Here is a 17475-nt window from a genome sequence, read left to right as displayed (position 1 = left end):
CCTCCGCCGTCAGCGCCACCAGGTCCTGGCGGGTGACCGCCTCGGACTCCTCGCTGGCCTGCTGCACCCGCTCCACCAGCCACGATGGAACGTCGCGGTGATCACGCCGAGGAGAGCGATCCCGGTGAGCATGAGCCCGGCGGCGATGGCGCGACCCTGACCGGTGACCGGGAAGCGGTCGCCGTACCCGACGGTCGTGACGGTGGCGAACGACCACCAGAGCGCGTCGCCGAACGCCTCGATGTTCGCGCCGGGGCGGCCGCGCTCGGCGTCGAGCACGGCCAGCGCGGCGATGAACATGAGCAGCGTCGTCGCGCCGACGACGTACACCGCCACCCGGCCGCGCAGCGAACGCCCGGCGTGCCGGTTGAGCACGTTGAGCAGCGTCACGAGCCGGAGCAGCCGCAAGGGCCGCAGCAGCGGCAGGACGATGACCGCGAGATCCGGCAGATGGGTCCGGACGAACCGGGTGCGGTCCGCCGACAACCAGACACGCGCGGCGTAGTCCACCGCGAACCAGATCCACGCCAGCCAGGTGACCCAGCGGAGGACGGAGCGCCAGGGTTCGGCGAGCCCGGGATCGATGATCGGCCACGCGTAGGCGACGAGGAACAGGAGCGCTGCGAGGGTGAGGATCCAGTCGGTGGCGTCCTCCCACCGTTCCCGTCGCGGATCGTCCGATGGGGTCACGGCCACGTCCGCCGACGCTATCGCCGGGCGGTGATCCCGGCTCGAGGAGGAGCGGTTCCGGGGCGCACTACTGTCGGCAGACGTGACCCGCCCCGACGGCCGTACGGCTGACCAACTCCGCCCGGTGACCATCACCCGCAACTGGCTCGACCACGCCGAAGGCTCGGTCCTGGTGGAGTTCGGCCGCACTCGCGTGCTGTGCGCCGCGAGCGTGACCGAGGGCGTACCGCGCTGGCGCAAGGGCTCGGGCCTGGGCTGGGTCACCGCCGAGTACTCCATGCTGCCGCGCGCCACCCACACCCGCAGCGACCGCGAGTCGGTCAAGGGCAAGATCGGCGGCCGCACCCACGAGATCAGCCGGCTCATCGGCCGCTCGCTGCGCGCCTCCATCGATCTGGGCGCGCTGGGGGAGAACAGCGTCGCGATCGACTGCGACGTCCTGCAGGCGGACGGCGGCACGCGCACCGCGGCGATCACCGGCGCGTACGTGGCCCTGGCCGACGCCGTCTCGTGGCTGGGGGAGCGCGGCAAGCTGGCCACGAAGCAGCCGCTGGTCCAGTCGGTGGCCGCCGTCAGCGTCGGCGTCATCGACGGGGAGCCGCGCCTCGACCTCGCCTACGAGGAGGACGTGCGCGCCGGCACCGACATGAACGTGGTCTGCACCGGCGACGGCGGGTTCGTCGAGGTGCAGGGCACCGCCGAGGGCGCGGTGTTCGACCGGCCGACCCTCGACGCGCTGCTCGACCTCGCCGTGGCCGGCTGCGCCGAGCTCACCCGGCTGCAGGCCGCCGCGCTCGCCCGATGAGCACCCGGCTCCTGCTCGCCACCCGCAACGCCGGCAAGCTCGCCGAGCTGCGCCGGCTGCTCGGTTCGGCCGTCCCCGGGGTCGAGGTCGTGGGGCTCGCCGACGTCGACGAGTACCCGGAGGCGCCCGAGACGGGGGCGACCTTCCGGGAGAACGCGCTGCTCAAGGCGCGCGAGGCTGTGCGGTACACCGGGCTGCCGGCCGTGGCCGACGACTCGGGGCTGACCGTGGACGCGCTCAACGGGATGCCGGGCATCCTGTCGGCCCGCTGGGCCGGCCGCCACGGGGACGACGCGGCCAACACCGCCCTGCTGCTCGCGCAGTTGGCCGACGTACCCGACGGACGGCGGGGCGCGGCATTCGTCTGCGCGGCCGCACTGGTGCTGCCGGGTGGCGCGGAGCGGGTGCTGGAGCGGGAGTGGCGGGGGACCGTCATCCGCGAGGAGCGGGGCGGCAACGGCTTCGGCTACGACCCGGTCTTCGTGCCCGACGGGCTGGAGGTCACGTCGGCGGAGCTGTCTCCGGGCGAGAAGGACGCCCGCAGCCACCGCGGTCAGGCGTTCGCGGCGCTGGTGCCGGTGATCGCCGAGCTGATCACCGGCGAGTGAGGGTCAGTCCCGGCCGAGGCTGAACCAGTCGACGGCGGCGAGTTCGTCGCGCAGGGCGTCGTAGATCGGCGAGTCGCCCTCGGGGGCGGTGTGCCGGCCGGGGCGGTCGACGTCGGCCAGAGAGGCGATGGTCTCCAGGGCGCCCGGGCTCTCCGGGGCGCGGTGGCGGCCGACGGCTGTAGAGAGTTTGCTCATACCCCGCTCGGTCGGCGTCCCGCGTGCTGAGCCCGAGCGCTCGGGGCGGCTCGCTCACCCCGAAGGGTGAGGACGCCGCCGGCGGGCCGCGGCCCCGGCGGACCGGCACAGTGGGCGCATGCGGGTGGTCGTGGACGAGGTGCGGCGGCTGCGCTTCGACGACGGCACACCGGTGACCGCGGCCTCGGCGATCGCACCCCTGGGGGACGGGTGGCTGATCGCGCAGGACGACGCCACGTTCGCGGCCTGGCGCCGGCCCGGCTCGGTCACGACGGTGCGGGTGCTGCCTCCGGTCGAGGGTCACGACCGGTTCTCGGCGGCCGCGGGCACCAAGCCGCTCAAGCCCGATCTCGAGGTGGCGTGCCCGGCCGGGGTGGACGGCGAGCCGGCGGTCCTGCTGCTGGGCTCGGGGTCCTCGCCCCGGCGCATGCGCGGCGTCCTGGTGCGGCTGGTCGACGGCGCGCCGGTGGCCGCCGCCACCGATCTGACCGCCCTCTACGAGCGTGTCGCCCGGCGCCTGGACCGTTCCATGGACGAGCTGAACCTGGAGGGGGCCAGTCGGCACGGCGACCAGGTGCGCTGGTTCAACCGCGGCAATCTCGCCGCCGGGGTGCCGTCGGCGAGCGTCGACCTCCCGCTCGACGCGCTGGTCGCCGCGGTGCTGGGGCGCGGGGACGCCGGCTCGGTGCCGGTGGAGCGACCCCGTGTCTACGACCTCGGCGAGGTCGACGGCGTCGGCCTGGCGGTGACGGATGCGGTCGCGCTGCCGGACGGACGGGTGCTGCTCAGTGCCGCGGCGGAGGACACCCCCACTGCCATCGACGACGGCCCGGTCGTCGCCACCGCGCTGGCACTGGTGGACGACGAGACGGTCCTCGCTGTCGCACGGGTGGGGCAGGGGAGCGTCGTGCACAAGATCGAGGGGCTGGCCCTGCGCGCCGTCGACGGCGACGTCGTGCACCTGCTCGCGGTCGTGGACGACGACGACCCGGGCCTCCCGTCGGCCGAAATGGACGTCCGCGTCGAGCTCTGAAGCCGGTCAGTGGGCGGTGCCCGACGGCATCCGGTCGTCGTCCGCGTCGATCCTGAGGGCCGCCGCCCGGTCGGCGAGGGCGAGAGTGGCGCGGGCGATCCCCGCCCCGATGACGACACCGAGGGTGTTCATCGACCAGTCGTTGGTGTCGCAGGTCCGGCCGATCGCGGGCACGAGTGCCTGGACGGCTTCGATCCCCACCGACAGCGCCGAGCCCGCCACGAGCACCGCCCACGGGCGGCGGGTCGCCAGCGTGGCGAACACGACCGCCGGCAGCAGCAGCGCGACGTTGGCCAGGAGCTCCACCCGGCCGAGGGCGGGCAGGGCGAACTGGACCGTGCAGCCGCGGTCGCCGGTGCGTCCCGTCGGGGCCAGCGTCAGCACGAGGACCGCCAGCACCGACAGCCCGGCGAGCGCGGGGAGCAGCCGGGAGTTCGGCCGGCCGAGCCGGAGCGCTGCGGTCCCGACGCCGGCGCAGGCGAGCGCGACCAGGGCGAGGGCCAGGGGCACGAGCTCCGAGTGCTCCAGCAGGACGTTCGTGATCATCGGGGGCTGAGCGTAGGTGTCGACCGCCGGGTGCTCGGGGCGCCGTGCCGGGCGACGTCAGGGCGCGCTCCCGCTGCGGGCCGGGCTCGGAGCCGGCGCCTGACACAAATGGCTGCCCGACGACGAGCGTGAAGCGACGTGGGCCGAACTCGGCCTCACCCTCGACGACTTCTGACGGCGTGAGCGTCGCGGTGCAGTCGCGCGCCGGGGGACTCGCCGTCGTGCGGGAGGCGGGAGTCGAACCCGCACGCCCGAAGGCACCAGATCCTAAGTCTGGCGTGGCTGCCGTTACACCACTCCCGCGTCGACCCCGGAGTCTAGGAGTCCCCCGGCCGGGTGCAGGGGCAGACCGTGGACGGGCTGTCCCGCGCTGCGTCTGGCAGGCTGTCGACGTGCCTCGCGACCCCCGACAGATCCAGCTGGAGATCGACGCCGCCCGCGAGTCGCTGGCGGCCACGCTGGACCAGCTGACCTACCGGACGAGCCCCAAGCGCTGGCGGGCGAAGGGCCAGGAGGCCGTCGTGCGCTTCCTGCAGACGCCCGCCGGGATGGCCACCGTCGGCGCCGTCGGCGTGTTCGTCACCTTCGTCGTCGTCCAGCGGGTCCGGCACCGCAACGACTGACCGATGCCTGCCCGCCGCGATCCCGTGGGTCCCGGGCAGGAGTCGGTCTGGGACTACCCCCGGCCACCCTCGGCCGAGGTGACCCCGCGCCACGTCGTCGTCGAGTTCGGCGGGCGGGTGCTCGCCGAGACCCGGCGGGCGGTGCGGGTGTGCGAGACCAGCCATCCGCCGGTCTTCTACGTGCCCCGGGCCGACGTGGCCACCGACCTGCTGCAGCGGGCGGGAGGCGGGTCGTGGTGCGAGTGGAAGGGTGCGGCGACGTACTGGGACGCTGTCGTCGACGGCCGCCGCGTCGCCTCGATCGGCTGGTCGTACGAGCAGCCGACGACGGGCTTCGAGCATCTCGCCGGCGCGATCGCCTTCTACCCGGCGCGGGTGGAGCGGGCCACGGTGGACGGCGAGGTCGTCCGGCCTCAGGCCGGCGGGTTCTACGGCGGCTGGATCACCGACGAGGTCGTCGGCCCGTTCAAGGGGGAGCCGGGCACCCTCGGCTGGTGAGCGAGCGGGAAGTCAGATCCGCGCGCCGTGGAAGCGCAGCAGGGGGATCGCGACGGAGTCGACGACGGTCTCCGCGAAGGCCTCGTCGACCGGCTCGCCGTTGACCAGCCAGCGCTGCACGATCGGGGCGCCGATCGCCTCCGCCACCACGGAACCGGAGAAGCCAGGGCCGATCTCGCCGCGCTGCTCGGCGCGCACCCACATCTCGTCGAACGTGCTCCGCCACACCGCCATCGGTCCGCGGCGGAAGGCCTCGGCCAGCGCCGGGTGGTGCTGCATCGAGGAGAGCAGCGCCTGGGTGGCGGCGCCGCCCGGGCTGTTGACCAGCGCGACCAGCGAGTGCAGGAGAGCGCGCAGGTCGCCCTCGAGCGTGCCGGTGTCGACGGGCTCGGCCTCGGCGGCGTTGAGCTCGGAGACCGTGTCGACGACGAGGTCCTCCTTCGTGCGCCAGCGGCGGTAGATCGTCGCCTTGCCGACGCCGGCCTCCGACGCGACGGCGTCCATGGTCAGCGCGCCGTAGCCCACGTCGGCGAGCAGCCGGAGGATGGCAGCCCGGATCACTTCGTCGCGGCTCGGGTCGCGGGGCCTGCCACCACGGCTCGGACGGACGTCGGTCGAGGAGAGAACCGCCATGCCCGAACCATAGATCCTCGACCTGTGCGGATGATCGACAACCGTCGCCGGACGTCGTCGACGAGAGCATCCGGGACACGCCCCCGCGTTCGTGCACGATCCCGTCCGGGTGGGTCATCCTGCAGGCGTGGGAACCCTCTGCGGCAGCGTCTGCGGCTGCCGGCAGCACTGGGCGGTCCCCGGCCGCGCCTCCCGTGCCCTGCTGGCCACCTCGGTCGGCCACGTGCTGCCCACCGTCTCGCGGACGGCCAAGGCAATGGGTCTGCGCGTGCAGACCGCACCCCAGCTGGTCGACGTCGTCGACCCCAAGGGCGGCCCGGGGCTCGAGCGGCTGTTCCAGAAGCTCGCCCGCGAGCTCACCGCCGCGGAACTGGACGCGGTCCGCGTGGCCGTCGACCCGCCGGGCGACGGGCCCGCGCTCACCGCGAGCCTGCTGACCGCACCGAGTCTCGCCGTCGAGCTCGCCCGCCGGGGCGTCACCGTCGAGGTCGGCGTCCTGGCCGAGGCAGAGTTCTGGTCGGCCTACCAGCCGATCGTGTCCCTGGCCGACCGCTCGGTCGTCGCGCACGAGGCGCTGCTACGCGGACTCGTCGACGGCCGGGAGATCGGTGGCGGTGACCTGTTCTTCGTGGCCGAGTCCGCCGGCTGGCTGCACCGGCTCGACCGCATCGGCCGGGAGTCGGCCATCGCCGGCGCGGTGCCGTGGCTCGGCGACCACGACCTGTTCGTCAACTTCAACCCGACCTCCATCCTGCGGCCCCAGGTCTGCCTGGCCAGTACCGAACAGGTGGCGCACACCGCCGGCATCTCGCCGCACCAGCTGGTCTTCGAGGTGGTCGAGTCGCACGCCGTCGCCGACCGCGGGCACCTGGTCTCGGTGCTGGAGCACTACCGGTCGCTGGGCTGGCGGGTCGCCCTGGACGACGTCGGCGCCGGCTGGTCGAGCCTGTCGCTGCTGGCCACCGTCCGCCCGGAGGTCGTCAAGCTGGACAAGGGCCTGGTGCAGGCCCTGCCGGACGACGGCGCCCGGACGGTCCTGAAGGCGGTGACCGACCTGGCCCACGACCTGGGCGCCGTCGTCGTCGCCGAGGGGGTCGAGACCGAGGAGCTGGCCGAGCAGGTCACCGCTCTGGGCGCCGACCTGGGGCAGGGCTGGCTGTTCGGGCGGCCGGTACGGCACGAGCGGCCGGTGCACGACGACGAGGGGCGCTGGCAGCCGGTCGGGGTCACCCGCTCCCGCTGACGCGCTCCCGAGGTCAGCGCAGGCCCCACCCGCTGAGCACCGGCCGGCCGTGCTCGTGCCCGAGGACGCCGTAGGCCGCCGGCGGCAGGGCGAACAGCGCCCCGGCCTCCGGGGGCAGGCCGAGCCAGCGCGCGGTGAGGATCCGCAGCACGTGCCCGTGGGCCACCAGCGCGACATCGCCGTCGACCGGGCGCGCCCGATGCAGCACGCGGTCCACGCGCGCTGCCACCTGCGCCAGGGTCTCGCCGGGTGTGTCGCCGGCCACCGCGCCGTCGGCCCAGATCGACCACTCGCGGCCGAGCTGCGTGCCGATCTCCGCCGTCGTCAGGCCCTCGTAGCCGCCGTAGTCGAGCTCGACCAGATCGGCATCGGTGCCGGTCGGCACCAGCCCGGCCAGCTCGGCGGTGCGTCCGGCCCGCTGCAGCGGGCTGACCCACACCTCGGCGAAGGCGCGCGACGCGAGCCGGTCGCGCACCGCCCGCGCCTGCTCCTCGCCCTCGGGCAGCAGTGGCAGGTCGGTGAGCCCGGTGTGCTTCCCGCTGCGGCTCCACTCCGTCTGGCCGTGCCGCAGCACCACGATCTCGCCCACGCCTGCCATCGAACACGCCGCCGGGAACACTCGCTCGCTCCAGCGTGCTGGCCGATGGCATGACCACCGCAGAGCTCAGCCACACGTTCACCATCGGCGGGGACCTTCCCGTCCACCGTCTCGGCTACGGCGCCATGCAGCTGCCCGGCCCCGGCGTGTGGGGTGAGCCGGCCGATCGCGCCGCCGCCGTCCGCGTCGTGCAGGCCGCCGTCGAGCAGGGCGTCGACTTCATCGACACGGCCGACTCCTACGGCCCCCTGGTCAGCGAGCAGATCATCGCCGAGGCCCTGCACCCGTACCCGGAGAACCTCGTCGTCGCCACCAAGGCCGGGCTGACCCGGCAGGGCCCCGGCATCTGGACGCCGGTCGGCCGGCCCGCCTACCTCAAGCAGCAGGTCGAGCTCTCGCTGCGGCACCTGAAGGTCGACCGCATCGACCTCATCCAGCTGCACCGCATCGACGCCGAGGTCCCTCTCGCCGACCAGCTCGGTGCCTTCGCCGAGCTCAAGGAGGAGGGCAAGGTCCGGCACATCGGCGTGTCCGAGGTGTCGGTCGAGGAGCTGAAGGCCGCCCGCGAGATCACCGAGATCGTCAGCGTGCAGAACCTCTACAACCTCACCACCCGGCAGAGCCAGGACGTGCTTGACTACGCCACCGCCGAGGGCATCGCGTTCATCCCCTGGTTCCCGATCGCGACGGGCAACCTGGCCGCGCCCGACAGCCCGGTGGCCGACATCGCCCGCGAGCTGGATGCCACCCCGGCCCAGGTCGCGCTGGCCTGGCTGCTGCAGAAGTCGCCGGTCATCCTGCCGATCCCGGGCACCAAGTCGGTCGACCACCTGACCGAGAACCTGGGTGCCGCCCGGCTCAGCCTCTCGGCCGAGGACATGGCCCGCCTCGACGCGCTGGCCTGAGCGCCCGCGCACGAATCATGCGAACTCGTGGCCATCGATAGCTGATGGCCACGAGTTCGCATGGTTCGACGCATCACCGCGGCCGGTCAGCCGACAGGGCTGCCCGGATCGCGGCGAGCACCTGCTGCGGACGACCGAGCACATCCGCGGAGGTGAAGCGGAGAACTGTCCACCCGGCGAGCACCAGGCCGTTCTGCCGCCGGAGGTCCTGGACGAACACCCGGCGGTCGCGGTGCACGTTGCCGTCGAACTCCACCAGCACCCGGTGATGAGGCCAGGCCAGGTCGACCTGCCCGAGGAAACGCCCCCCGTCCTGTACGACGTGCTGCAGGACCGGCCGGGGCAGTCCGGCTTCGTGGAGCAGCCAGCGGAGGACCGATTCCATCGGCGACCCGGCCAGGGGGTCGGCGCACGGAACAACTCTCCGGGCGGTCGCCACGCCGCGGCGTCCGGCTGACCGCGCCAGGATCGCTGGGAACTCGTCCCTCGGGAACCTCCGGGCCAGCATCTGGTCGGTGACAGCCAGCAGCGCGGCCGGTGGTACGACGGCGGCCAGGTCGATCCAGGTCCGGCTCGCGGACGTGACCACGACACCGTGCCGACGGCGCGTCTCCGCAGCGGGGATGTCGGAGAAGTGGAGTCGCCGGTCGCGGCGGTGGCGGCGCCGCACGCTGCGCGGCACTGTCAGGTGGATCCGCGGATCTGTCGCCACGAGCGGCACCTCGAAGCCCCACAGCCGCGCCGCGGTGAGGTGGCTGATCACCGTGTCCGGCGGCGCCCCGAGCAGGACGGCGTGGATGCGCTGAAGCTCGTCCGCGTCCTCGGGCAGGTAGGTGTCGCGCGACGAGCGGCGGACGGCGGCGTGCCGCAGCTGCCAGTCGGTGATGCCCTCCGCGAGGGCGCCACGCCGGTCCACAGGCCCGCGGACCCGCGGTGGGACGGGACGTGTCGGCACGCGGGGAGCCTGCCTGCGGTGCGGGTCCCCCCGTTGGCGCCGTCCACAGGGAGGCCGAGTCATGCGAAGTCGTGGTCATCGATCGCTGATGGCCACGAGTTCGCATGGCTCACGGGGGGACCCCGCTGCACCCCGGGGGTGAGCCACGCGTCACCATGACCGCGTGGACGCCGAGGACTTCCGTCAGATCAGGGACGCCGTTCGCCAGCTCGTGCGCGAGGAGGTCATCCCGCTCGAGGAACGGATCGAGGACGAGGACCGCATCCCCGACGAGCTGCGCGCGCAGATCGCCGAGATGGGCCTGTTCGGCTACGCGCTCCCCGAGGAGTACGGCGGCCTCGGCGTCACCATGAGCGAGGACGTCGAGCTCGCCATGGAGTTCGGCTACACGACGCCGGCCTTCCGGTCCCTGTTCGGCACCAACAACGGGATCTCCGGCCAGGTCATCGCCAAGTTCGGCACCGAGGCGCAGAAGAAGAAGTACCTGCCGGGGCTGTCCGCCGGTGAGCTGATCGGTTCCTTCGCCCTCACCGAGGCCGAAGCCGGCTCCGACCCGGCCGGGCTGCGGACGACAGCCCGCCGCGACGGCGACGGGTGGGTCATCAACGGCAGCAAGCGCTACATCACCAACGCGCCGCTGGCCGACCTGTTCGTCGTCTTCGCCCGGAGCAACCCGGAGGAGAAGGGTGGCCGCGGCATCTCCAGCTTCGTGGTGGAGACCTCGACGCCGGGGGTCACGGTCGGCCCCAAGGACAAGAAGATGGGCCAGTCCGGCGCCTGGACCGCCGAGGTCTTCTTCGACGACGTGCGGGTGCCCGCCGAGGCGCTGATCGGCGAGGAGGGGCGCGGCTACGCGAAGGCGCTCACCGTGCTCTCCCGCGGCCGGCTGCACATCGCCGCGCTCTGCGTCGGCATGGCCCAGCGGGTGCTCGACGAGTCGGTCGCCTACGCCGCCACCGCCAAGCAGGGCGGGGCGCCCATCGGCCGCTTCCAGCTCGTGCAGGCGATGCTCGCCGACATGCACGCCGAGCTCGTCGCCGGACGCAGCCTGGTGCGCGACGTCGCCGCCCGGTACGACTCGGGTGAGGACACCTCGGTCGGCCCCTCGTCGGCCAAGCTCTTCTGCACCGAGATGGTCGGCCGCTCGGTCGACAAGGCGGTCCAGGTGCACGGCGGCATGGGCTACCTGCGGACGACGCCGGTCGAGCGCTTCTACCGCGACGCCCGCCTGTTCCGCCTGTACGAGGGCACGAGCGAGGTGCAGCGGGTCATCATCGGCGGCGCGCTGCTGCGCGAGGCCGGCATGCAGCGTGGCTGAGAACGAAGCTCCGCCGGACCGTCTGCTCAGCCCGGAGGAGCGGGCGGTCCGCCGCGACGCCGTCGGGGAGCTGGGTGCGGCGCTGCGCGAGCTCGTCGACGCCGCCGTCCGCACCGAGGTGCCGCTCGACCGGCTGGCCGAGGCCACCCGGGCGGCCCGGGAGCTGACCGCCCTGCTGTCGGCGGACCTGCGCGAGCTGCACGAGATCGCGACCGTGGACGACCCGGCGACCGGCGAGCGCTGGTTCAGCCCGGTCTACGGTCCCGGCAGCCCGGTCGCGCCGCCGTTGGTCGTCGAGGACTTCCCCGGCGAGGGGCGCTGCACCGGCCGGGTCACCGTCGGCAAGCAGCACGAGGGCCCGCCCGGGCTGGTGCACGGCGGCGTCGTGGCCACCCTGCTGGACCACGTACTGGCGCGCGCGGCCCGGGGCGCCGGGCACGGCGGGCTGACCGGCAAGCTGACGATCACCTACCGCCGGCCGGCCCGGCTCGGCATCCCGCTGCTGGCCACCGGTGAGCTGGTCGAGGTCGAGGGGCGCCGCGCCACCGCGACCGCCCGTCTGGTGGCCGAGGACGATCCGGAGACCACGCTGGCCGAGGGTGAGGCGCTGCTCATCGCGCTGCGTCCCGAGCGGGCCTCGGAGGTCTTCGCGAAGACCGGCCGGGCGATCGGCGCCTGGACGTCCACCTCCTCGGACGGCTGAGGCGCTCAGTTCGCGCGAGGTCCCGGTGCGTTCGCCGGGTCGCCGGCCGGATCGAGCTCGGGCCCGGACGCCGGGCGCAGCAGCGCGCCGGGTCCTCCGGTGCCGGCACCCAGCGCGGCGACGAACTGGCGCAGCACCTCGTCACCGCGGTGGGCCGGCGTCCAGTCCAGCAGCGAGCGGGCGCGGGTGGTGTCCATGGCCGGCAGCGAGGTGCCCATGTCCAGCCAGCCCGGCTCGGTGGGTACGAGGTGGGCGGTGAAGGCAGCCTGCAGGGGCACGCGCAGGGCGAGAGCGGGCACCGGGATCCGGCGGGTGCCCAGCGCCTCGGCGATGCCGGCAGCGTCCAGCACCGGCTCGGCGGCGATGTTGAACGGGCCGGGCACCCGGCGGTCGACGATCCGCTCCAGCGCGTCGGCGACGTCGTCGGAGTGCACGAACGACACCGCCAGGTTCGGGAGGGGGAGGGGCAGCAGCCGGGCCAGCGCGCCGGGGACCTGCCGGGCGAGGGCGAAGACCAGCGGGCCCAGGAAGTAGCGGCCGATCTCGCTGCCCGCCTCCGGCTGGAGCACCAGCGTGGGCCGCGCGACCGACAGCACCGTGGGCGTCCGGTGCGCGAGGACCTGGCGCACGACGCGCTCGGCCTCGCTCTTGTCCCGGCTGTACTGGGAGCTCGGGATGCCGGTGGTCGGCCAGTCCTCGGTCACCCGCCGGCCGACGGCGCCCGCGGCGTACGCGCCGATCGAGGACATGTGCAGGAACTGCTCCACGCCGGCGGCGCTGGCTGCCCGGGCGACCCGCCAGGAGCCGTCGACGTTCACCTTGTGCAGCCGGTCGGGCTCGCGTCCGGGCTGCAGCGCCCAGGCGAGGTGGATCACGACGTCCGCGCCGTCCACGAACTCCGCCAGGACGGCGTCGCTGGCAGGGTCCCCCAGGTCGGCGGAGAACCACCGGACGCCGTCGTAGGGCGCCACCTCGGGCGGCACCCGGCGGGCCAGCCCGCGCACCTCCGCGACGCCGCTGCCGGGCCGGGTCAGCCGCCGCAGCAGCGCCGTCCCGACGTTGCCGCTCGCGCCGGTGACCGCGACGGTGGCGCCCTGCAGGTGTCCCGGGGAGAACTCAGCCATGACCTGCCGCTACCCGGACGCCCCGCGAGCAACCGGCGGCGCGGTCAGCCGAGGGAGAGTCCGCGCTCGGCGAGGGCCTCGCGCAGGATGCGCAGCGCCTTGGGGCCCACCCCGTGCAGCCGGGCGAGCTCCCGCTCGGGGACCCCGGCGAGCTGGTCCAGCCGGGTGTAGCCGGCCGCGCGCAGCGCACCGGTCGCCGGCGCGCCGATGGGCGGCAGGTCGGGGGAGCCGGTCATCGCGCCACCTCCCGGCCGGCCGAGGGGGCCAGCGACTCCTGGTCGAGCGCCTGGCCCCGTCGCTCCGGCAGGCCCCAGGTCGCCAGGGCAGCGAGGGTGAAGAAGGCCGCGAACGTGCCGAACACCAGTCCGTTGCCCCCGGCGTCGACGAGCGGTGGCACGCACAGCGGTGCGGCGATCGACGCCAGGCGGCCGAATCCTGCCGCGGCCCCGGCGCCGGTCGCGCGCAGCACGGTCGGGTAGACCTCCGGCGTCACCGCGTAGAGCGCGCCCCACGCGCCGAGGTTGAAGAAGGACAGCACCATGCCGGTGAGCAGGATGGTGGTGTCGCTGCCGGCCGCGGCGAACAGCCCGGCGCCCACGGCGGAGCCGACGAGGAACGTGGCCAGCGTCGGCCGGCGGCCCCACTTCTCGATCAGGTACGCGGCGACGGCGTATCCCGGCAGCTGGGCCAGCGTGATGACCAGCGTGTAGCCGAAGGACTTGGTCAGCGTGAAGCCGTTCGCGACCAGCAGGGTGGGCAGCCAGATGAAGGCGCCGTAGTACGCGAAGTTGATGCTGAACCAGACCACCCAGAGCGCCGCGGTCCTGGCCCGGGTGCCGGCTGCCCAGAGCGCTCTCGGGCCGGGCGAGGCGACCGGCTCCGGCAGCGGCGACTCGACCGCGGCCACTCCGGCCGACTGCTCGAACCGCCGTACCGCGGCCTCCGCCTCGTCGATCCGGCCGCGCGTCTCGAGGAAGCGCACCGACTCTGGCAGCCCGAACCGGACCACGGCGGCGTAGAGCGCCGGGAGCGCGCCGATGGCCAGTGCCCATCGCCATCCCTCGTCGCTGCGCGGGACGACGAAGAAGCCGACCAGTGCCGCCATGGTCCAGCCGAGCGCCCAGAACGCCTCGAGCCAGACGACCACCCGGCCGCGCACCCGTGCGGGGGCGAACTCGCTGACCAGCGTCGAGGCCACGGGCAGCTCGGCGCCCAGGCCCAGCCCGATGAGGAAGCGGAAGACCAGGAGCGCGCCGACCGACCAGGACAGCGCGGCGGCGCCGGTGGCCAGGCCGAACACCAGCAGGGTGAGCGCGAAGACCTGGCGCCGGCCGATCCGGTCGGCGAGCAGCCCGCCGAGGGTGGCGCCCAGGGCCATGCCGACGAACCCGATGGACGCGATCCAGGACAGCTCGGAGTCCGTGACCCCCCACTGCTGCTGGGCGGCCAGCGCCGCGAGGACGAACGAGATCAGCCCGACGTCCATGGCGTCGAGGGCCCAGCCCAGCCCCGAGCCAAACACGAGCCGGCCGTGCTCGCGGGTGAAGGGCAGCCGGTCGAGCCGTTCGGCCCGGGTGGTCGGGGACGCCGTCGCCGTCATGCCGTCAGTCTGCCGAGCGGCCGACCGTGCGCACGTGCGCGGTGACCAGCTCGGCGACGCGCTCGGCGGCGAGCTCCGGGATCCAGTGCGGCACCCCCTCCAGCACCTCCAGCCGGTAGGGGGCGTCGACGAAGCGCTCGGTGGCCTCGGTCGCCGTCCGGCCGAGGAAGGCGTCGCCGGTGCTCCACACGTGCAGCGTGGGCACGCGGACCCTGCCCACCGGGTCGCGACCCGTCCACGGCAGCGCCCGGTACCAGCCCAGCGCGGCCGACAGGGCGCCCGGCTCCTGCATGCGGCGGACGTAGTGGTCGACGACGTCGTCCGTCAGGCCGCCGCTGTGCAGCAGCCGGCGCAGCACCGCGCCGTCGCCGGCGAGCAGCATCCGCTCGGGCAGCACCGGCACCTGGAACAGGCCCATGTAGAGGGACCGGAGTCCCTGGTCGCTGGTGACCAGCGCCTTGGACATCGCGGCGGGATGGGGGACGGAGAGGGCGGTCAGCGTGCGCACCCGGTCCGGGTGCCAGGCGCCCAGCCCCCAGCCCACGATGCCGCCCCAGTCGTGCCCGACGACGTGGGCGCTCTCGAGGCCTGCGGCGTCCAGCAGGGCCAGCACGTCGCCGACCGTCTCGCGGAGGCGGTAGTGCGCGCGGCCTCGCGGGCGGGCCATGGGTGAGTAGCCGCGCTGGTCGGGCGCCAGCGTGCGCAGGCCGTGCTGGTGCAGGGCCGGTGCGACCCGGTCCCAGGCGGCGGAGTCCTGCGGGAAGCCGTGCAGGAGGACGACGGGCTCGCCGTCGTCCGGCCCGGCATCGCGGACGTCGAAGGTGAGGCCGTCACGGCGGAAGCTGTCCACCACGCGACTGTGCCAAAGAACGGCTCTACTGTCGTGACGAGCGGCGCCCGAAGGGTCCACCGGTGAGGAGACAAGCAGGCATGGAGCTGATCGTGCTGGTCGACGAGTCCGGCCGGTCCATCGGCACCATGCCCAAGCCGCTCGTCCACCACGGGGAGACACCGCTGCACCGCGCCTTCTCGGCGTACCTGTTCGACGACGACGGCCGGCTGCTGGTCACCCGGCGCGCCGCGGACAAGCAGACCTTCCCGGGCATGTGGACCAACACCGTCTGCGGCCATCCCGGGCCGGACGAGGACGACGGCGCCGCCATCGCCCGGCGCGCTGACTTCGAGCTGGGCCTGGAGGTGAGCGACATCCGTCCGGCGCTGCCCGGTTACCGGTACCGCGCCGAGTTCCTCGGTGTCGTGGAGAACGAGATCTGCCCCGTCTACCTGGGCCGCTTCACCGGTTCGCCCGCCCCCGACCCGACCGAGGTCGGTGAGTGGGAGGTGCTCGACTGGGCGGCGTTCCGGCGTCGCCAGGAGACCGAGGGCGACGCGTGGTCGCCCTGGTGTCGGGAGCAGGCGCGGATGATCGAGGACGCCGGCCTGCTTCCTCCGGCGTGACCGTCGGCCGCGGTGAGCAGGCCGGGCGTTCCGGCTAGTTCGCTGCGGCGGGGCCCGTCCGCGCGACCTGGACGTCCTGGGCGGGTTCGTGGACGAGGAAGCGGACGTCCGGGGCGCGCTTGGCCGTGTACATCGCGCTGTCGGCCTGTCGCACGAGGGCGTCGGCGTCGGCGACGGTCTCGCCCCCCAGCGCGACGCCGATGCTCGCGCCGACCGTCGTGACGACGTCGCCGGCGAGGACCACGGGGAGGTCGAGCTGGGCGCGGATCCGGTCGACGACGCCGACGACGTCGACCCGGTCGATCGGCCCGTCGAGCAGGACGACGAACTCGTCGCCACCCATGCGCGCAGCGGTGTCGCCGGGCCGCAGGCAGCTGCGGAGCCGGTCGGCGACGGTGCGCAGCAGGACGTCGCCGGCCTCGTGACCGAACGTGTCGTTGACCTGCTTGAAGCCGTCGAGGTCGAGGTAGAGGACGGCGGGCCAGATCGCGGTGCGCCGGGCGCTGTCCACCGCCTGCCGCACCCGGTCCAGGATCAGCGTCCGGTTGGGGAGTCCGGTGAGCGGGTCGTGCAGGGCCTGGTGACGCAGCTGCTCCTTGAGGTCGGTGACCTGGCGCAGGTTCTCCTCCAGGCGGCCCCGCTCCAGCGTCGTCGCGACGTGGCGGGCGAAGGTGTCGAGCAGGGCCAGGTCGCTGGAGCTGAAGGTCGTGCTGTCGCCGAAGCGCCCGCCGACGAGCAGCAGCCCGTGCACGCGGTCCTCGGTGCGCAGCGCGGCGACCATGGCGTCCTTCATCCCGCGGCCGGAGATGTAGCGGGCCAGGTGCTGCACCGGGCCCGTGCCGGTGCGAGAGGTGAGGGCTCCCGAGGCGGTGGCCAGGTGCACGAGTCGGCGGTGACCCTCGTGGTCGTCGAGGGGCGCCATGACCACGGCCTCGGCGCCCTCACGGCTACGGCTGACGGTGGCGCCCTCACGATCCGCCGGCCCCAGCAGGACGAGCTCGGCCATCTCGGCGCGGAACGCCGAGCGCACGGAGTCCAGGAAGTGGCCGAGCGCTTCCTCGCTGTCGCCGCTGGTGTGCAGCAGGGACGTCACCTCGTGGAGGACGCGGAGGTTCTCCCGCTGCTCGCGGGCGCCGGTGTAGGCCCGATAGGAGGCGACGATGAGCAGCGTCGGCACCGTGAGGAGCGCCAGCGACGCGGGATCGCTGACGGCGGACCGGGCCATGACCACCCCCAAGGCTGCCGAGCCCAGGCTGAACGGCACCGAGAGCGTGAACATCTCGACGAAGGGGGCGAGTTCGGCACGCCCCTCGGAGATGGCGATCGCGGCGACGATGAACAGGTCGCCCACGGCCGTGCTGAGCGGGACGGCGAGGAGCGCCGCCAGCCAGTCCCACGTCCCGGTCGTCCCGGCGAGGGCGGCGAAGACGGTCGTGGCCAGGGAGGCGTTGAGCGCGCAGACGGCGAGGTTGAAGACCAGCTTCACGCCACGCTGGCGGCGCTGGACGACCAGCAGGACCGCGCAGGCGACGACCTGGGCGACGACCAGGTCGCGCGGCGTCGCCAGGAGCAGGCCGCCGGCGAGCACGAGGTCGCCCATGGAGAACATGTGCGCCTCGCGCTGCCACTGGACGTTGACCACCAGCGTCTCGGCGACCAGGAAGGTGGCGACCCAGAACACCCACGGAAGGGTCAGTGCCGTCGGTGCTCCGGACAGCGGGCGGACGCCGACGACGAACAGCGCCGCCGCGATGGCGACCACGCACGCCGTGAGCACCACGATCGCCCACGGGACGCCGAGGCGGGGCTTTCGGAGACCCAGCACACCCGCACCTCTCTCGATCGTCTCGCTCCAGGTCCGCACGTGGTGGTGCGTCCCTCGTCGCTTCGGCCGAGCCGCGGGATTGCTGAAGCGTGCTCGTGCGATCGCTGGAGTGACT

The 17475-nt window shown here is 73.9% G+C and carries 21 protein-coding genes and 1 tRNA gene; 10 read left to right on the top strand and 12 right to left on the bottom strand.

The features are described 5' to 3' along the window. Nucleotides 1–9: 9 nt before the first annotated feature. Entirely contained in the window at nt 10–696 is a 687-nt protein-coding gene (locus BN344_RS04215) for a potassium channel family protein (RefSeq protein WP_197022225.1), read from the bottom strand. Between the two features lie 76 nt (nt 697–772). Here BN344_RS04215 and rph point away from each other — a divergent pair, with 76 nt between their 5' ends. Next, the gene (gene rph / locus BN344_RS04210) at nt 773–1495 is read left to right on the top strand and encodes a ribonuclease PH (protein ID WP_040337094.1); all 723 of its coding nucleotides are present in this window, start codon (nt 773–775) and stop codon (nt 1493–1495) included. Further along, nucleotides 1492–2103 (top strand): RdgB/HAM1 family non-canonical purine NTP pyrophosphatase, encoded by a 612-nt coding sequence (rdgB, locus tag BN344_RS04205; RefSeq protein ID WP_040337093.1) that lies wholly within the window; start codon nt 1492–1494, stop codon nt 2101–2103. Before rph ends, rdgB begins: the two co-directional genes overlap by 4 nt. A gap of 3 nt (nt 2104–2106) precedes the next feature. On the opposite strand, the gene BN344_RS04200 is transcribed toward rdgB, so the two are convergent. After that, nucleotides 2107–2298 (bottom strand): hypothetical protein, encoded by a 192-nt coding sequence (locus tag BN344_RS04200; protein WP_040337092.1) that lies wholly within the window; start codon nt 2296–2298, stop codon nt 2107–2109. A 118-nt stretch (nt 2299–2416) separates the two neighbouring features. On the opposite strand from BN344_RS04200, the gene BN344_RS04195 reads away from it, so the two are divergent. Next, complete coding sequence (locus BN344_RS04195; RefSeq protein WP_040337091.1) at nt 2417–3331, top strand: DUF6910 family protein; 915 nt, start codon at nt 2417–2419, stop codon at nt 3329–3331. 6 nt (nt 3332–3337) lie between these two features. Here the strand turns inward: BN344_RS04195 and BN344_RS04190 are convergent, their stop codons facing one another. Next, nucleotides 3338–3877: a VanZ family protein gene (locus BN344_RS04190; RefSeq protein WP_051515538.1), complete on the bottom strand. Its 540-nt coding sequence runs from the start codon at nt 3875–3877 to the stop codon at nt 3338–3340. Between the two features lie 222 nt (nt 3878–4099). Beyond that, nucleotides 4100–4180, bottom strand: a tRNA-Leu gene (locus tag BN344_RS04185). Nucleotides 4181–4269: 89 nt separating this feature from the next. On the opposite strand from BN344_RS04185, the gene BN344_RS04180 reads away from it, so the two are divergent. Both BN344_RS04180 and BN344_RS04175 read left to right on the top strand, forming a co-directional pair. After that, nucleotides 4270–4500, top strand: a complete 231-nt coding sequence (locus BN344_RS04180) for a DUF3618 domain-containing protein (protein ID WP_040337090.1) — start codon at nt 4270–4272, stop codon at nt 4498–4500. Nucleotides 4501–4503: 3 nt separating this feature from the next. Beyond that, a complete protein-coding gene (locus BN344_RS04175; protein ID WP_040337089.1) occupies nt 4504–4998 on the top strand; it encodes a DUF427 domain-containing protein in 495 nt (164 codons plus the stop codon). A 12-nt stretch (nt 4999–5010) separates the two neighbouring features. On the opposite strand, the gene BN344_RS04170 is transcribed toward BN344_RS04175, so the two are convergent. Continuing rightward, nucleotides 5011–5631 carry a TetR/AcrR family transcriptional regulator gene (locus BN344_RS04170; protein ID WP_040337088.1) on the bottom strand — a complete coding sequence of 207 codons (621 nt, stop codon included), beginning with the start codon at nt 5629–5631 and terminating at the stop codon, nt 5011–5013. 127 nt (nt 5632–5758) lie between these two features. Here BN344_RS04170 and BN344_RS04165 point away from each other — a divergent pair, with 127 nt between their 5' ends. After that, on the top strand, nt 5759–6874 hold the full coding sequence (locus BN344_RS04165) for an EAL domain-containing protein (RefSeq protein WP_040337087.1): 1116 nt from the start codon (nt 5759–5761) through the stop codon (nt 6872–6874). Nucleotides 6875–6887: 13 nt separating this feature from the next. On the opposite strand, the gene BN344_RS04160 is transcribed toward BN344_RS04165, so the two are convergent. After that, nucleotides 6888–7463 (bottom strand): histidine phosphatase family protein, encoded by a 576-nt coding sequence (locus tag BN344_RS04160; RefSeq protein ID WP_040337086.1) that lies wholly within the window; start codon nt 7461–7463, stop codon nt 6888–6890. A 59-nt stretch (nt 7464–7522) separates the two neighbouring features. Here BN344_RS04160 and BN344_RS04155 point away from each other — a divergent pair, with 59 nt between their 5' ends. Beyond that, nucleotides 7523–8377, top strand: a complete 855-nt coding sequence (locus tag BN344_RS04155) for an aldo/keto reductase (RefSeq protein WP_040337934.1) — start codon at nt 7523–7525, stop codon at nt 8375–8377. A gap of 73 nt (nt 8378–8450) precedes the next feature. On the opposite strand, the gene BN344_RS04150 is transcribed toward BN344_RS04155, so the two are convergent. Then, nucleotides 8451–9332, bottom strand: a complete 882-nt coding sequence (locus BN344_RS04150) for a DUF559 domain-containing protein (RefSeq protein WP_166518182.1) — start codon at nt 9330–9332, stop codon at nt 8451–8453. 163 nt (nt 9333–9495) lie between these two features. On the opposite strand from BN344_RS04150, the gene BN344_RS04145 reads away from it, so the two are divergent. Continuing rightward, nucleotides 9496–10650, top strand: coding sequence for an acyl-CoA dehydrogenase family protein (locus BN344_RS04145; protein WP_040337085.1), 1155 nt, complete (start codon nt 9496–9498; stop codon nt 10648–10650). Beyond that, entirely contained in the window at nt 10643–11353 is a 711-nt protein-coding gene (locus BN344_RS04140) for a PaaI family thioesterase (protein ID WP_051515536.1), read from the top strand. The genes BN344_RS04145 and BN344_RS04140 overlap by 8 nt, the downstream gene beginning before the upstream one ends. 5 nt (nt 11354–11358) lie before the next feature. On the opposite strand, the gene BN344_RS04135 is transcribed toward BN344_RS04140, so the two are convergent. The 4 genes from BN344_RS04135 to BN344_RS04120 are packed head-to-tail and all read right to left on the bottom strand — an operon-like array spanning nt 11359 to nt 14927. Then, nucleotides 11359–12477, bottom strand: a complete 1119-nt coding sequence (locus BN344_RS04135; RefSeq protein WP_040337084.1) for an NAD-dependent epimerase/dehydratase family protein — start codon at nt 12475–12477, stop codon at nt 11359–11361. 44 nt (nt 12478–12521) lie between these two features. After that, complete coding sequence (locus BN344_RS04130) at nt 12522–12713, bottom strand: helix-hairpin-helix domain-containing protein (RefSeq protein WP_040337083.1); 192 nt, start codon at nt 12711–12713, stop codon at nt 12522–12524. Further along, nucleotides 12710–14077 carry an MFS transporter gene (locus BN344_RS04125; RefSeq protein WP_040337082.1) on the bottom strand — a complete coding sequence of 456 codons (1368 nt, stop codon included), beginning with the start codon at nt 14075–14077 and terminating at the stop codon, nt 12710–12712. Before BN344_RS04125 ends, BN344_RS04130 begins: the two co-directional genes overlap by 4 nt. Nucleotides 14078–14081: 4 nt before the next feature. Further along, on the bottom strand, nt 14082–14927 hold the full coding sequence (locus BN344_RS04120) for an alpha/beta fold hydrolase (RefSeq protein WP_040337931.1): 846 nt from the start codon (nt 14925–14927) through the stop codon (nt 14082–14084). Nucleotides 14928–15007: 80 nt separating this feature from the next. Between BN344_RS04120 and idi the strand changes: the two genes are divergently transcribed. Continuing rightward, nucleotides 15008–15535, top strand: coding sequence for an isopentenyl-diphosphate Delta-isomerase (idi, locus tag BN344_RS04115; RefSeq protein WP_040337081.1), 528 nt, complete (start codon nt 15008–15010; stop codon nt 15533–15535). Between the two features lie 34 nt (nt 15536–15569). Here the strand turns inward: idi and BN344_RS20980 are convergent, their stop codons facing one another. Next, on the bottom strand, nt 15570–17360 hold the full coding sequence (locus BN344_RS20980) for a sensor domain-containing diguanylate cyclase (protein ID WP_155858740.1): 1791 nt from the start codon (nt 17358–17360) through the stop codon (nt 15570–15572). Between the last annotated feature and the right edge of the window lie 115 nt (nt 17361–17475).

It is taken from the genome of Candidatus Blastococcus massiliensis AP3, from assembly GCF_000582785.1.
In the GTDB taxonomy this organism is placed as follows: domain Bacteria; phylum Actinomycetota; class Actinomycetes; order Mycobacteriales; family Geodermatophilaceae; genus Blastococcus; species Blastococcus massiliensis.
The sequence above is the reverse complement of the archived record's forward strand: the minus strand, read 5'-3'. Positions and strand labels throughout refer to the sequence as shown.